Source organism: Streptomyces sp. WM6372 (genome assembly GCF_001279655.1).
Lineage (GTDB): Bacteria > Actinomycetota > Actinomycetes > Streptomycetales > Streptomycetaceae > Streptomyces.
The window spans coordinates 71,186-84,580 of record NZ_LGDB01000014.1; the positions used below are offsets into that span (position 1 = coordinate 71,186).

A 13,395-nucleotide genomic window follows, 5' to 3' on the forward strand; every position below is an offset into this window, starting at 1 on the left:
AACTATCCCGAGTCGTCTAATGGCAGGACAAATGGTTTTGGTCCATTGAATGAGGGTTCGATTCCTTCCTCGGGAGCGTCACAAGCTCGGGTCCTGACCGGTCGGTCGGGACCCGGCTTCGTTTCCGGGGTGCGGCCCCCCGGTATCCTTCACGGGTCCACCACCCGAAGCCGAAGGGCACACCCGTGAGCGCCAACCGCCCGGCAGCCGTCGTCGTACTCGCAGCGGGTGAAGGCACCCGCATGAAGTCGGCCACTCCCAAGGTTCTGCACGAGATCTGCGGGCGCTCGCTCGTGGGCCACGTCGTCGCCGCCTCGCGCGAGCTGGACCCCGAACACCTCGTGGTCGTCGTCGGCCACGCCCGCGAGCAGGTCACCGCGCACCTCGCCGGGATCGACGCCGGCGTCCGCACCGCCGTCCAGTACGAGCAGAACGGCACCGGACACGCCGTCCGCATGGCCCTCGAAGAGCTCGGCGGCCAGCAGAACGGCACCGTGGTCGTCGTCTGCGGCGACACCCCCCTGCTGACCGGCGAGACCCTGCGGCAGCTCGCGCGGACGCACGAGGCCGACGGCAACGCCGTCACCGTGCTCACCGCCGAGGTGCCGGACTCCACCGGCTACGGCCGCATCATCCGCGGCGCGGACGGCGCCGTCACCGCCATCGTCGAGCACAAGGACGCCACCGACTCCCAGCGCGCGATCCGGGAGATCAACTCCGGGGTCTTCGCCTTCGACGGCGCCCTCCTCTCGGACGCGCTCGGCAAGGTGCGCACGGACAACAGCCAGGGCGAGGAGTACCTCACCGACGTGCTCGGCATCCTGCGCGAGGCCGGTCACCGCGTCGGCGCGGCCGTCGGCGGCGACCACCGGCAGATCCTCGGGATCAACAACCGCGTCCAGCTCGCCGAGGCCCGCGCGCTGCTCAACGCGCGCCTGCTGGAGCAGGCGATGCTCGCGGGCGTGACGGTCGTCGACCCGGCGAGCACGTTCGTGGACGTGACGGTGACCTTCGGGCAGGACGCGCTGATCCACCCGGGTACGCAGCTGCTCGGCGCGACGCACGTCGCCGAGGGCGCCGAGGTCGGTCCGAACGCGCGGCTCAAGGACACCCAGGTGGGCCCGCGGGCGCGCGTGGACAACACGGTGGCGGACACGGCGGTCATCGGCGAGTCGGCGTCGGTCGGCCCGTACGCGTACCTGCGTCCCGGCACGAACCTGGGCCCGAAGGCGAAGGCCGGCACGTACGTGGAGATGAAGAACGCGACGATCGGCGAGGGCACGAAGGTGCCGCACCTGTCGTACGTGGGCGACGCGACGATCGGCGAGTACACGAACATCGGCGCGGCCAGCGTGTTCGTGAACTACGACGGTGAGCACAAGCACCACACCACGGTCGGCTCACACTGCAAGACGGGTTCGGACAACATGTTTGTGGCGCCCGTCACGATCGGGGACGGCGCGTACACGGCGGCCGGTTCGGTGATCACGAAGGACGTGCCGCCGGGTGCGCTGGCCGTGGCCCGCGGCCAGCAGCGCAATATCGAGGGCTGGGTGGCCCGCAAGCGTCCGGGAAGCGCCGCGGCGACGGCGGCCCAGTCGGCGGTCCAGGAGGATTCCGACCCCCGCTGAGGCCTCGTTGAGGTGAACTGACCGGAAACAGGTAGGCCCGGCAGGGCGTACCGTGATAGGTGCACGCAATTCGGCTGGCTCACCGTGTGCGGGACGGACGCACACGGGGGCGAGCAGCTTTCAACACGTCTGAGGAGACTGTGCTGTGACCGGGATCAAGACGACCGGCGAGAAGAAGCTGATGCTCTTCTCCGGCCGCGCCCACCCCGAGCTGGCCGAGGAGGTTGCGCATCAGCTGGGCGTTGCCCTCGTGCCGACCAAGGCTTTCGACTTCGCGAACGGTGAGATCTACGTCCGCTTCCAGGAGTCGGCTCGTGGCGCGGACTGCTTCCTGATCCAGAGCCACACGGCTCCGATCAACAAGTGGATCATGGAGCAGCTGATCATGATCGACGCGCTGAAGCGCGCGTCGGCTCGCTCCATCACCGTGATCATCCCCTCCTACGGGTACGCCCGCCAGGACAAGAAGCACAAGGGTCGCGAGCCGATCTCGGCCCGCCTGGTCGCCGATCTGCTGAAGACCGCGGGTGCGGACCGCATCCTGACGGTCGACCTGCACACGGACCAGATCCAGGGCTTCTTCGACGGCCCGGTGGACCACCTGTCGGCCCTGCCGGTCCTCGCGGACTACGTGGGCGCGAAGGTGGACCGCACCAAGCTGACGATCGTCTCCCCGGACGCCGGCCGCGTGCGCGTCGCCGACCGCTGGTGCGACCGTCTGGACGCGCCGCTGGCGATCGTGCACAAGCGCCGTGACAAGGACGTCGCCAACCAGGTGACGGTCCACGAGGTCGTCGGCGAGGTCCGCGGCCGCGTCTGCGTCCTGGTCGACGACATGATCGACACGGGTGGCACCATCTGCGCCGCTGCCGATGCGCTGTTCGCGCACGGTGCGGAGGACGTCATCGTGACGGCCACGCACGGCATCCTGTCGGGGCCGGCGGCGGACCGTCTGAAGAACTCGAAGGTCAGCGAGTTCATCTTCACGAACACCCTGCCGGACCCGTCCGACCTGGAGCTCGACAAGATCACGGTCCTGTCGATCGCCCCGATGGTCGCGCGCGCGGTGCGCGAGGTCTTCGAGGACGGTTCGGTCACCAGCCTGTTCGAAGAACAGCAGTAACCGGTAGTACAGAGATCCTTTTGAGTGCGGCCTCCGCGCCGGGTAGACTCCACGAGTTGCTCGGCGAGGGAGGCCGCACCTTTTTTCGGTGCCGGCGCTCCGTTATCGACGCGCTCTTCGTAGCAGGCCGTTCAGGCCGGGTGACCGTTGTCCATTTCCGTCACCCCACGAGGAGTGAGCATGTCCGAGGTCAAGCTTTCCGCCCAGCTCCGCAACACCTTCGGCAAGGGCTCTGCCCGCCAGGCCCGTCGCGACGCCATGGTTCCCGGTGTCATCTACGGCCACGGCAACGACCCGAAGCACGTCAACGTCGAGGGCCACGGCCTGGCGCTGGCGCTGCGCACCCCGAACGTCCTGATCTCCCTGGACATCGAGGGTGACGGCACCGAGCTGGTCATCCCGAAGGCCGTGCAGAAGCACCCGCTGAAGCGCTCGCTCTCCCACGTCGACTTCCTGATCGTCAAGAAGGGCGAGAAGGTCACCGTCGAGGTCGCCGTCGTCACCGAGGGCGAGCTGGCCGCCGGCAACAACATGCTGGAGACCCTGCTCAACACCATCACGGTCGAGGCCGAGGCCACCCACATCCCGACCGAGGTCACCGTCTCCATCGCGGGCCTTGAGGCCGGTGCCTCCATCCACGCCAAGGACCTGGTCCTGCCGGCCGGCACCACGCTGGCCGTCGACGGCGAGACCGCCGTGCTGCAGGTCGTCTCCCCGCAGGCCGAGGAGCCGGCCGCCGAGGCCGCCGAGGGCGAAGAGGCCTGAGCCTCGCCTTTCCCCCTCAGCACTTGCTGATCGACCGCCGTCCGGCTCCACTGGGAGCGGGACGGCGGTCGTCCTCGTTAAGGAGCATGGATGTCGGACGACACGGCGCCCTGGCTGATCGTCGGCCTCGGCAACCCCGGGGCGGAGTACGCGGGCAACCGCCACAACATCGGGTTCATGGTGGTGGACCTGCTGGCCGAGCGGATGCGCGGGAAGTTCAAGGCGCACAAGTCGCGGGCGCAGGTGGTCGAGGGCCGCATGGGCCCGCCGGGTCCGGCGAACCGCCGGGTGGTGCTGGCGAAGCCCATGTCGTTCATGAACCTGTCGGGCGGGCCGGTGACGGCGCTGCGCGACTTCTACAAGGTGCCGGTGGACCGGATCGTGGCGGTCCACGACGAACTGGACATCGACTACCCGACGCTGCGGCTGAAGCTGGGCGGCGGGGACAACGGGCACAACGGCCTGAAGTCGATGACGAAGTCGATGGGCCCGGAGTACCACCGGGTGCGCTGCGGCATCGGGCGCCCGCCGGGCCGCATGCAGGTCGCGGACTTCGTGCTGAAGGACTTCTCGTCCACGGAGCGCAAGGAGCTGGACTGGTTCGTGGACCGGGCCGCGGACTCCGTCGAGTGCCTGATCGCGGAGGGCCTTGAGCGGGCCCAGTCCGCCTACAACTCCTGACGGACACGACACGAGGAAGCCCCCGCACCGGCCGGTGCGGGGGCTTCCTCGTGTTCCGGGCCGGTACGGGCCCCGAGAGCCCTCAGCCGGTGTTGCGCAGGCCCGCCGCCACGCCGTTGACCGTGAGGAGCAGGGCTCGGGCCAGGAGCGGGTCGGGGTCCTCGCCGCGGGCGGCGGCCGCGCGCTGGCGGGCCAGCAGGGATACCTGGAGGTAGGAGATCGGGTCCAGGTAGGCGTCGCGGACGGCGAAGGTCTGCTGGAGGACCGGGTTGGAGTCCAGGAGCTTCTGGCCGCCGGTGATGCGCAGGACCTCGCGGACGGTGAGCTCGTGTTCGGCCTCGATGCGGGCGAAGACGTGCTTGAGGTCGTCCGGGACGAGGGTGTCGACGTAGTGGCGGGCGATCCGCAGGTCGGTCTTGGCCAGCGTCATCTCGACGTTGGACAGGAAGTTGCGGAAGAAGTGCCAGCGCGCGCCCATCTCGGCGAGGGCGTCGCCCTGGCCGGCCTCGCGCAGGGCCTTGAGGCCCGAGCCGACCCCGTACCAGCCGGGGACGATCTGGCGGGACTGGGTCCAGCCGAAGACCCACGGGATGGCGCGCAGGCCGTCGAGGCCCGCGCCGGAGTCGGGGCGGCGCGAGGGGCGGGAGCCCAGGTGGAGGTCGGCGAGCTGGTCGACGGGGGTGGCGGCGAAGAAGTACGCCGGCAGGTCCGGGTCCTCGACGAGCTCGCGGTACGCGGTGTGGGCGGCGTCGGAGACGGTGTCCATGGCCGCGTCCCAGCGGGCGAGGTCGTCCTCGGACTGCCGGGGGGCGGTGTGCAGGGCGGAGGCCTGGAGGGTGGCCGCGACGGTCAGCTCCAGGTTCTCGCGGGCCAGCGACGGTACGAGGTACTTGTCGGAGATGACCTCGCCCTGCTCGGTGACCTTGATCTCGCCTTCGAGGGTGCCCCAGGGCTGGGCGAGGATCGCGTCGTGAGAGGGGCCACCGCCGCGGCCGACGGTGCCGCCGCGGCCGTGGAAGAGGCGCAGGCGCACCCCGTACCGGTGGGCGACGTCGCGCAGCCGGCGCTGGGCGCGGTGGATCTCCCACTGGCTGGTGGTGATGCCGCCGAACTTGGAGGAGTCGGAGTAGCCGAGCATGACCTCCTGGACGTCGCCGCGCAGCGAGACGAGGCGCCGGTAGGAGGGGTCGGCGAGCATGGCGTCGAGGATGACGTCGGCGGCGCGCAGCTCGTCGGTGGTCTCCAGGAGCGGGACGATGCCGATCTTGGCCCAGCCCGCGTGGAGGTCGACGAGGCCGGCCTCGCGGGCGAGGACGGCGGCGGCGAAGACGTCGTCGGCGCCCTGGCACATCGAGATGATGTACGACTCGATGACCTCGGGGCCGAACTTCTCGAAGGCGTCCTTGATGGCGGAGAAGACGCCGAGGGTCTTCTGGCCGGCGGCGTCGAGCGGGGCCGGGGTGGGGGCCAGCGGGCGGCGCGAGCGCAGCTCCTTGGCCAGCAGCTTCTGCCGGTAGTCGCGCGGCATGTCGGCGTAGCGCCAGGACTCCTCGCCGAGGCGGTCGAAGAGCTGGCCGAGGGCGTGGTGGTGGGCGTCGGCGTGTTCGCGGACGTCCATGGTGGCGAGCTGGAGGCCGAAGGCGGCCAGCGTGCGGATGGTGCGGTCCATGCGGCCGTCGGCGAAGAGGGCGCCGCGGTGTTCGCGCAGGGAGGTCTGGATGAGGGTGAGGTCGGTGAGGAGCTCGGCGGTGCCGAGGTAGTCGCGGCCTTCCTCGTGGGGGGTGCCCTTGGCGAGGCGCTCGCGGGTGTTGACGAGCTTCTGCCGGATGCAGGTGGCCTTGAGGCGGTACGGCTCTTCCGCGTTGAGCCGCTTGTAGCGCGGGCTGATCTCGGGGAGGCGTTCGAGGTCGGCCTGGAGGGAGGAGAGGAGTTCCTCGGTGGCGCCGGTGTAGCGGATGGAGTTCGACAGCAGTCCGCGCAGGAAGTCGACGAGTTCGAGGGCGTCGGTGATGCCGTGCTCGTGCTGGAGGATCAGTACGTCGCGGGTGACGTCGGGGGTGACGTTGGGGTTGCCGTCGCGGTCGCCGCCGATCCAGGTGCCGAAGGTGAGCGGGCGGGTGCCCGCGGGCAGCTCGACGCCGACGCGCTGGAGTTCCGCGGCGAGGTCTTCGAGTACGTCCCCGACGGCGCCGGCGTGCAGCTCGTCGAGGTAGTAGATGGCGTTGCGGGCCTCGTCGGCGGGTTCGGGGCGTACGACGCGCAGCTCGTCGGTCTGCCAGACGAGGTCGATGTTCTCGGCGAGCCGCAGGTCGTGGCGGCGGCGTTCGCCGGCGCCGGCGACGGGCTCCTCCAGCAGGGCCGCGATGCGGCGCAGCTTGTTGAGGACGCTGCGGCGGGCCGCCTCGGTGGGGTGCGCGGTGAAGACGGGGCGGACGTTGAGGTTCTTGACCGTCTCGCGCAGGTGCTCGGGGTCGGCGTCCTTGAGCATGTCGGCGGTGCGGGCGAGGAGCCCGCCCTCCGCGGCGCGGTGGGCGCGCAGTTCCTTGCCGCGGTGCACCTGTTCGGTGACGTTGGCGAGGTGGAAGTAGGTGGAGAAGGCCCGTACGAGCTTGGCGGCGGTCTCCAGGTCGGTGTCGCCGAGCAGCGCGGCGGCGGCTTCGCCGTCGGTGCGGGTCAGGGCGCGCACTCGTTCGACGAGGTCGAGGAGGTCTTGCCCTTCCTGGCGGACGAGGGTCTCGCCGAGGAGGTCGCCGAGGCGGCGGATGTCCGCCCGCAGCTCCGCGTTGGCGGCGGCGACGGCGGTGGCCGGGGCCTTGGCCGGGGTGGAGGAGGCCTGGTCAGCACTGCTCACAGGTGCGGCTCCTTGCAGTGTTCGAGCGCTACTGGGAGGTGGGCTCCGAGGTGCGCGGGGGTGTGCCCGGATTCCTCCCCCGGCTGTCGCTGGGAGGGGCCCCGGTGGGTGTCCCCCACCTGGTGCGCAGCTCGGCTGCCCGTGCGGACCGCGCTGTCCGACGACACCAGGATAGGTGTCCGGGCCTCGTGCCTCGCTAAACGTCTCACCAGGCGGCGCGCGGGCTGCTGCGAGCGCCCTTGAGAGCGCCTCGGGCCCGGCCGTGCTCCCCTTGCCCCGGGCGGCGGCTTTGCCATACTTACGTTGCCGTAGGTTACGGATCCGTAGCCTGGGTGGGCGCCAGGGGCGCCCGCCGATTCCTCACCCCCCAGGGGACCCTCATGACCACCAGTCCGGAGCTGATCAAGGACGCCTCGGCGGCCTCCGATTCCGATTCCCCCGTGCCCTCCGCGACACTCGGAGGCGAGAGCAAGCGTTCCGTCGAACAGATCGCACTGCTGCTGTTCATCGTCGTTCCCTTCCTGGCGCTGCTGGCGACGATCCCGCTGGCCTGGGGCTGGGGGGTGAGCTGGCTGGATCTCGGCCTGATGGTGTTCATGTACTTCCTGGCCTGCCACGGGATCACCATCGGCTTCCACCGGTACTTCACGCACGGTTCCTTCAAGGCGAAACGGCCGCTGCGGATCGTGCTGGCCGTGATGGGTTCGATGGCGGTGGAGGGCCCGCTGGTGCGCTGGGTGGCGGACCACCGCAAGCACCACAAGTTCTCCGACCACGACGGGGACCCGCATTCGCCGTGGCGGTTCGGCGAGACCGTCCCGGCGCTGATGAAGGGGCTGTGGTGGGCGCACATCGGGTGGCTCTTCGACGAGGAGCAGACCAACCAGCAGAAGTACGCCCCGGACCTGGTCAAGGATCCGGCGATCCGGCGGATCTCGCGTGACTTCGTCCTGTGGACGATCGTGTCGCTGGCGATCCCGCCGCTGGTCGGCGGTCTGGTGACGATGTCGTGGTGGGGTGCGTTCACGGCGTTCTTCTGGGGCTCTCTGGTACGGGTCGCGCTGCTGCACCACGTGACGTGGTCGATCAACTCGATCTGTCACGCGGTGGGCAAGCGTCCGTTCAAGTCGCGGGACCGCTCCGGCAACGTGTGGTGGCTGGCGGTGCTCTCCTGCGGGGAGTCCTGGCACAACCTGCACCACGCGGACCCGACGTCGGCCCGGCACGGCGTGCTGCGCGGCCAGGTCGACTCCAGCGCCCGGCTGATCCGCTGGTTCGAGCTGGCCGGCTGGGCGACGGACGTGCGCTGGCCGTCCGAGGACCGCATCGACGCCCGGCGCAGGGAAAACGCGTCGAACGCGGCATGATGGGGGACGTGGCGATCGACGGCAGCAGTTCCAGCAGCGACAAGCCCCGGCGCGGCCGCCGGGTCCGGATGACGGGCGCCGAGCGGCGTCAGCAACTGCTGGACATCGGCCGCACCCTGTTCGCGGAGAAGGGCTTCGAGGGCACGTCGGTGGAGGAGATCGCGGCGAAGGCCGGGGTTTCCAAGCCGGTGGTGTACGAGCACTTCGGGGGCAAGGAGGGCCTGTACGCGGTCGTCGTGGACCGGGAGATGCGCCAGCTCCTGGACGGGGTGACCGGCGCGCTGACGGCCGGGCATCCGCGCGAGCTGCTGGAGCAGGCGGCGTTCGCGCTGCTCGACTACATCGAGTCGTACACGGACGGCTTCCGCATCCTCGTCCGGGACTCGCCGGTCGCCCAGTCGACGGGTACGTTCGCCTCGCTGATCAGTGACATCGCCACGCAGGTCGAGGACATCCTGGGGCTGGAGTTCAAGGCGCGCGGGTTCGACCCGAAGCTGGCCCCGCTGTACGCGCAGGCGCTGGTCGGGATGGTCGCGCTGACCGGGCAGTGGTGGCTGGACGTGCGCCGGCCGAAGAAGTCCGAGGTCGCGGCGCATCTGGTGAACCTGGCGTGGCACGGGCTGGACGGGCTGGAGTCGAAGCCGCGGCTGGTCGGCCACCGCAAGAGCTGAGCGGTACGGCGGCGCGCCGAGGCGCACCGGCACGCGACGGCGCCCCGTCACCGGATTTCCGGTGGCGGGGCGCCGTCGCGTCGCAGGGGGACCGGTGGGGCTCAGGCGAGGGGCTCGGGGCCGCGTTCTTCCAGAAACTCGATCCGGTTGCCCACGGGGTCCTCGGAGTAGAAGCGGCGGTGTCCCGGCAGGTCGTCGTCCCAGACGACCGGGGCGCCGCGCTCCGCCAGTCTCCGCGCGTACGCCTCTATCCCCGTCACCCGCAGCCCCGGGTGCGCCTTGCGGGCGGGCCGGAAGTCCTCCTCGACGCCCAGGTGCAGCTGCACCGGCCCGGCCGCGAACCAGCAGCCGCCGCGGGCGGCGAGGACCGGCGGCTTGGGCACCTCGGTCATGCCGAGGACGTGCGTGTAGTAGGCGCGGAGCCGGTCCTCCGAGCCCGGCGGCGCGGCGAGTTGGACGTGGTCGACTGCGCTCAGCACGGTCAGATCTCCTTGCGGGCCACGACGAAGATGCGGCGGAACGGGAAGACGGTGCCGCGCGGCCCGGGCGGGTAGGCCTCGCGCAGCAGGTCGCGGTATTCGGCGAGGAAGGCGTCCACGGCGTCCCGGTCGTCCCCGAGGGCGGTCAGGACGGGCCGCAGGGCGGTTCCCTTGACCCAGTCGAGCACCGGGTCGGTGCCGGTGAGCAGCTGGTGGTAGGTGGTGTCCCAGGTGTCGACGGCGCATCCCAGCTCGATGAACCGGGCCAGGTATTCGGCGGGTTCGAGGAGGTGGACGTAGCGGGCGCCGTGGCCGGCGAGGCGGCCCCGCCAGCGCGGGGTGTCGCAGAGCCGGGCGAGCAGGGCGTGGCTGGGGGCCGTGAAGTTGGCGGGGATCTGGAAGGCGAAGGTGCCGCCGGGGCGCAGTCCGTTGATCCAGGCGGCGAAGGAGCCGGGGTGGCTCGGGACCCACTGGAGGGCCGCGTTGGAGACGATCAGGTCGTGGGGCTCCTCGGGGAGCCAGCTCGCGAGGTCGCCGTGGCGGAAGTCGAGTCGGCCGCCGCCGGAGGTCTCGCCCGCGTACTCGTCGGTGGCGCGGCGGAGCATCTCTCGGGAGAGGTCGAAGCCGGTGATGCCGGCTTCGGGCCAGCGTTCGGCGAGGAGCGCGGTGACGTTGCCGGGGCCGCAGCCGAGGTCGGCGATGCGGGCGGGCCGGGTGGGGAGTTCGGGTATCCGGTTCAGGAGGTCGAGGAAGGGACGGGTTCGGTGTCCGGCGTGCCGGAGGTATTGCTGGGGGTCCCAGGTGGGCGCGGCGTGGGCGGTGGGTGCGGGGATCCTTGCCGACGCGGTATCGGAATGCATGTTCGAGCCTCCCTACTGGCGGGGCGGTCGGAAGCGGAAGCGGTTCCGGCACCCTCCATGCCCATCGTCGCCCAGAATATATCTCGATGTCAAGATTCATGAGATCGAGATATCGATCCCCGAGATCCTCGATTTGAAGAGACTTCACGTCGACAGACCCCTTACACTGATCGGCATGGAGGACGAGGTCGACCGATTGGTCGCGGCATGGCGGCGGGAGCGCCCTGACCTCGACGTGGAACCGCTCGAAGTGCTGAGCCGCGTCAGCAGGCTCGCCCGGCACCTCGACCGCGCCCGCAGGCTGGCCTTCTCCGAACACGGCCTGGAGCCTTGGGAGTTCGACGTCCTGACGTCGCTGCGCCGCGCCGGCGCGCCCTACCAGCTCTCCCCCGGCCAGCTGCTGACGCAGACCCTGGTCACCTCGGGCACCATGACCAACCGCATCGACCGGCTCGCCAAGAAGGGCCTCGTCGAGCGGCTGCCCGACCCCAACGACCGGCGCGGCGTGCTGGTCCGGCTCACCCCCGAGGGGCGCGACCGCGCCGACCAGGCCCTGGCCGGCCTGCTGGCCCAGGAGAGGGCGATCCTCGCTCAGCTCTCCCAGGCCCAGCGCGGCGATCTCGCGGCGCTGCTACGCCAGTTGACCGCTCCGTTCGACAACATCCCCGGCTAGGTCGGCCGGCCGCACCCCGGCCCGCCGGGCCAGTGCCACCGCCGCGAGCGTGGAGTGCACCCCGAGCTTGCCCAGCACGTTCTGCATGTGCGTACGGACGGTGTGCGGGGACAGGAACAGCCGCGCCGCCACGTCCTTGCGGCCCAGCCCCGCCACCATGCAGCGCAGCACCTCGTGCTCCCGCGGCGTGAGGGACTCGACGAGCCGCTCGCTGTCCGTACGGTGCTTGCGCGCGGCGGTCAGTTCACGGAGCACTCCGGTCAGCAGCGCGGGCGGGAGGTGGGTCTCCTCGCGCAGGACCCCGCGGATGACGGCCAGCAGCCGCGAGAGCGAGCAGTCCTTCGCCACCCAGCCGGAAGCCCCCGCCTGGAGGGCGTGCGCGGCCCGGCGCGGATCGTCGCGCTCGGCGAGCACGACGGTGCGGACCCCGGGGTGGGACACCCGCACCCCGGCGACCAGCGCGATCCCGTCCGCGCCGGGCGATGGACCGGAGCCCGATTCGCGCTGTGCGGGCACCGCCCCGGCGGCGGCGCCGAGATCGGCGTCGACGAGCAGGACGTCGAAGCGGCGGCCCTCGGCCACCGCCCGTTCGAGGCAGCGCAGCGCGGCGGGACCGCTGCCGGCCGCGGACACGTCCACGTCGGGCTCGGCCGCGAGCGCGGCTGCGAGCGATTCGGCGAAGATGCGGTGATCGTCCACCACGAGAACCCGGATGCGAACCACAAAACCCCCAAGGGTCGGGGAACGGACGACTGCGGGTACGGCGCCCGGACCGGGTGATCCGCAGCTGCCGCGGCCGCCGCCGAGACATCTCTGCACTACCCCGGACCGGACGCCGTACCCGGCGTGTCTCGACCCCTGAATCAACACCGGCCCCCACCGGCGTCACGCATCAGCGTAGAACGGGTGACGGCTCGCGGTTGGCCGAATAGCGGAAGTTTTCCGAGCGATTTTCCGGCTGGGCAGGCGCGAACCGGGTTTGTCGTGGCCTGAATTCGACCATATGGACGATCTGGAAGACGGTTTCCGGCAGGCCCGTGCCACGGGCAGTTGCACGGAGGGCTTTTCACCCCGCGTGTGCGCGCCGGGCGCCCGCGCACCGCGCCCGCCCACGGCGCCCCCACCCGTCCGCGCTCCCACCCGTCCGCGCTCCCCGCGCACGCCGCGGCCCGCACGGCGCCGTACGCACCGCGCCCCCCGCACCGTCGGGTGCGGGGGGCGCGGGTGAAGGCGGGCAGCGGGTCAGGAACGGTGCTTGCGGGTGAAGTTCCAGGCGTCCGTGATGATGCCGGTCAGGTCCGAGCGGGCCGGGGTCCAGCCGAGCCGCTCGTGGGCGGTGCGCGCGGAGGCGACGAGCACCGCCGGGTCGCCGGCCCGGCGCGGGGCGACGACCTCGGGGATCTCGGCGCCGGTGACCTTGCGGACCGTCTCGACGACCTCGCGGACCGAGAAGCCGTTGCCGTTGCCGAGGTTGCAGATCAGGTGCTCGCCCTCGGTGGCGGCCTCCAGGGCGGCCAGGTGGGCCTCCGCCAGGTCGGCGACGTGGATGTAGTCGCGTACGCAGGTGCCGTCCGGGGTCGGGTAGTCCTCGCCGAACACCGAGATCGACGCCCGCTCGCCCAGGGCCACCTGGAGCACCAGCGGGATCAGGTGGGTCTCGGGGTCGTGCCGCTCGCCGAACTCCCCGTACGCGCCGGCCACATTGAAGTAGCGCAGCGAGACCGCGGCGACGCCGTGCGCCGCGCACTCGCCGGCGATCATGTGGTCGACGGCCAGCTTCGAGGCGCCGTACGGGTTGGTCGGCTTGGTGACCGAGTCCTCGGTGAGCAGGCCCTCGGTGGGCTCCCCGTAGGTGGCGGCGGTGGAGGAGAAGACCAGCTTGCGCACGCCGTGCCCGCGCATCGCGGCCAGCAGGGCGAGCGTGCCGCCGACGTTGTTCTCCCAGTACTTGCCCGGGTTGGCGACCGATTCGCCGACCTGCGAGGAGGCCGCGAAGTGCAGCACCGCGTCGTAGGAGGGGTCCAGGTACCGCTCGGCGTCCTGGATCCGGCCCTCGATGAACGCGGCGCCCGCCGGGACCCCCTCGCGGAAGCCGGTGGAGAGGTCGTCGAGGACGGTGACCTCGTGCCCGGCCTCCAGGAGGTGCGCCGCGACGACGCTGCCGACGTATCCGGCGCCGCCGGTGACCATGTACTTGAAAGTCGCCGTTTCCGATGCCGCCGTCTTGGAAGTCGCCGTCTCGCTCACTCGTCTACTGCCTCTCGCGGGGGGATGCACGCGGGCGCGTGCACATG

At 71.1% G+C, this 13,395-nt stretch carries 12 protein-coding genes and 1 tRNA gene; 8 read left to right on the forward strand and 5 right to left on the reverse strand.

The features are described 5' to 3' along the window. Positions 1-5: 5 nt before the first annotated feature. The 5 genes from ADK52_RS02890 (at position 6) to pth (ending at position 4,200) form a co-directional block, all read left to right on the forward strand. Positions 6-76 (forward strand) — tRNA-Gln (locus tag ADK52_RS02890). Between the two features lie 109 nt (positions 77-185). Continuing rightward, positions 186-1,631, forward strand: coding sequence for a bifunctional UDP-N-acetylglucosamine diphosphorylase/glucosamine-1-phosphate N-acetyltransferase GlmU (glmU, locus tag ADK52_RS02895; protein WP_053688179.1), 1,446 nt, complete (start codon positions 186-188; stop codon positions 1,629-1,631). Between the two features lie 145 nt (positions 1,632-1,776). Next, positions 1,777-2,754 carry a ribose-phosphate diphosphokinase gene (locus ADK52_RS02900; RefSeq protein WP_030297029.1) on the forward strand — a complete coding sequence of 326 codons (978 nt, stop codon included), beginning with the start codon at positions 1,777-1,779 and terminating at the stop codon, positions 2,752-2,754. Positions 2,755-2,934: 180 nt separating this feature from the next. Further along, positions 2,935-3,519, forward strand: coding sequence for a 50S ribosomal protein L25/general stress protein Ctc (locus tag ADK52_RS02905; protein ID WP_053688180.1), 585 nt, complete (start codon positions 2,935-2,937; stop codon positions 3,517-3,519). Between the two features lie 90 nt (positions 3,520-3,609). Continuing rightward, positions 3,610-4,200, forward strand: a complete 591-nt coding sequence (pth, locus tag ADK52_RS02910) for an aminoacyl-tRNA hydrolase (protein ID WP_053688181.1) — start codon at positions 3,610-3,612, stop codon at positions 4,198-4,200. Between the two features lie 82 nt (positions 4,201-4,282). On the opposite strand, the gene ppc is transcribed toward pth, so the two are convergent. Continuing rightward, complete coding sequence (gene ppc, locus ADK52_RS02915; RefSeq protein ID WP_053688182.1) at positions 4,283-7,051, reverse strand: phosphoenolpyruvate carboxylase; 2,769 nt, start codon at positions 7,049-7,051, stop codon at positions 4,283-4,285. Positions 7,052-7,431: 380 nt separating this feature from the next. Between ppc and ADK52_RS02920 the strand changes: the two genes are divergently transcribed. After that, a complete protein-coding gene (locus tag ADK52_RS02920) occupies positions 7,432-8,418 on the forward strand; it encodes an acyl-CoA desaturase (RefSeq protein WP_107089951.1) in 987 nt (328 codons plus the stop codon). After that, complete coding sequence (locus ADK52_RS02925; protein ID WP_078987864.1) at positions 8,415-9,089, forward strand: TetR/AcrR family transcriptional regulator; 675 nt, start codon at positions 8,415-8,417, stop codon at positions 9,087-9,089. Before ADK52_RS02920 ends, ADK52_RS02925 begins: the two co-directional genes overlap by 4 nt. A 101-nt stretch (positions 9,090-9,190) precedes the next feature. Here the strand turns inward: ADK52_RS02925 and ADK52_RS02930 are convergent, their stop codons facing one another. Both ADK52_RS02930 and ADK52_RS02935 read right to left on the reverse strand, forming a co-directional pair. Continuing rightward, positions 9,191-9,568: a VOC family protein gene (locus ADK52_RS02930; protein WP_053688184.1), complete on the reverse strand. Its 378-nt coding sequence runs from the start codon at positions 9,566-9,568 to the stop codon at positions 9,191-9,193. 2 nt (positions 9,569-9,570) lie between these two features. Further along, positions 9,571-10,428 (reverse strand): trans-aconitate 2-methyltransferase, encoded by an 858-nt coding sequence (locus ADK52_RS02935; RefSeq protein WP_053688185.1) that lies wholly within the window; start codon positions 10,426-10,428, stop codon positions 9,571-9,573. A gap of 175 nt (positions 10,429-10,603) precedes the next feature. Here ADK52_RS02935 and ADK52_RS02940 point away from each other — a divergent pair, with 175 nt between their 5' ends. Next, a complete protein-coding gene (locus tag ADK52_RS02940; protein WP_030297045.1) occupies positions 10,604-11,101 on the forward strand; it encodes a MarR family winged helix-turn-helix transcriptional regulator in 498 nt (165 codons plus the stop codon). On the opposite strand, the gene ADK52_RS02945 is transcribed toward ADK52_RS02940, so the two are convergent. Together ADK52_RS02945 and galE are read right to left on the reverse strand one after the other, a co-directional pair. Further along, a complete protein-coding gene (locus ADK52_RS02945) occupies positions 11,060-11,824 on the reverse strand; it encodes a response regulator transcription factor (protein ID WP_053688186.1) in 765 nt (254 codons plus the stop codon). The two genes, ADK52_RS02940 and ADK52_RS02945, sit on opposite strands and share 42 nt — an antisense overlap. A gap of 519 nt (positions 11,825-12,343) precedes the next feature. Continuing rightward, the gene (gene galE, locus ADK52_RS02950; RefSeq protein WP_053688187.1) at positions 12,344-13,291 is read right to left on the reverse strand and encodes a UDP-glucose 4-epimerase GalE; all 948 of its coding nucleotides are present in this window, start codon (positions 13,289-13,291) and stop codon (positions 12,344-12,346) included. Positions 13,292-13,395: the final 104 nt, after the last annotated feature.

What these genes read in the sequence shown, in the direction of transcription:
- ADK52_RS02905 (WP_053688180.1), top strand. Translation starts at nt 2,935, where the DNA reads ATGTCCGAGGTCAAGCTTTCCGCCCAGCTCCGCAACACCTTCGGCAAG.
- pth (WP_053688181.1), top strand. Translation starts at nt 3,610, where the DNA reads ATGTCGGACGACACGGCGCCCTGGCTGATCGTCGGCCTCGGCAACCCC.
- ADK52_RS02920 (WP_107089951.1), top strand. Translation starts at nt 7,432, where the DNA reads ATGACCACCAGTCCGGAGCTGATCAAGGACGCCTCGGCGGCCTCCGAT.
- ADK52_RS02925 (WP_078987864.1), top strand. Translation starts at nt 8,415, where the DNA reads ATGATGGGGGACGTGGCGATCGACGGCAGCAGTTCCAGCAGCGACAAG.
- ADK52_RS02935 (WP_053688185.1), bottom strand. Translation starts at nt 10,428, where the DNA reads ATGCATTCCGATACCGCGTCGGCAAGGATCCCCGCACCCACCGCCCAC.
- ADK52_RS02940 (WP_030297045.1), top strand. Translation starts at nt 10,604, where the DNA reads ATGGAGGACGAGGTCGACCGATTGGTCGCGGCATGGCGGCGGGAGCGC.
- galE (WP_053688187.1), bottom strand. Translation starts at nt 13,291, where the DNA reads ATGGTCACCGGCGGCGCCGGATACGTCGGCAGCGTCGTCGCGGCGCAC.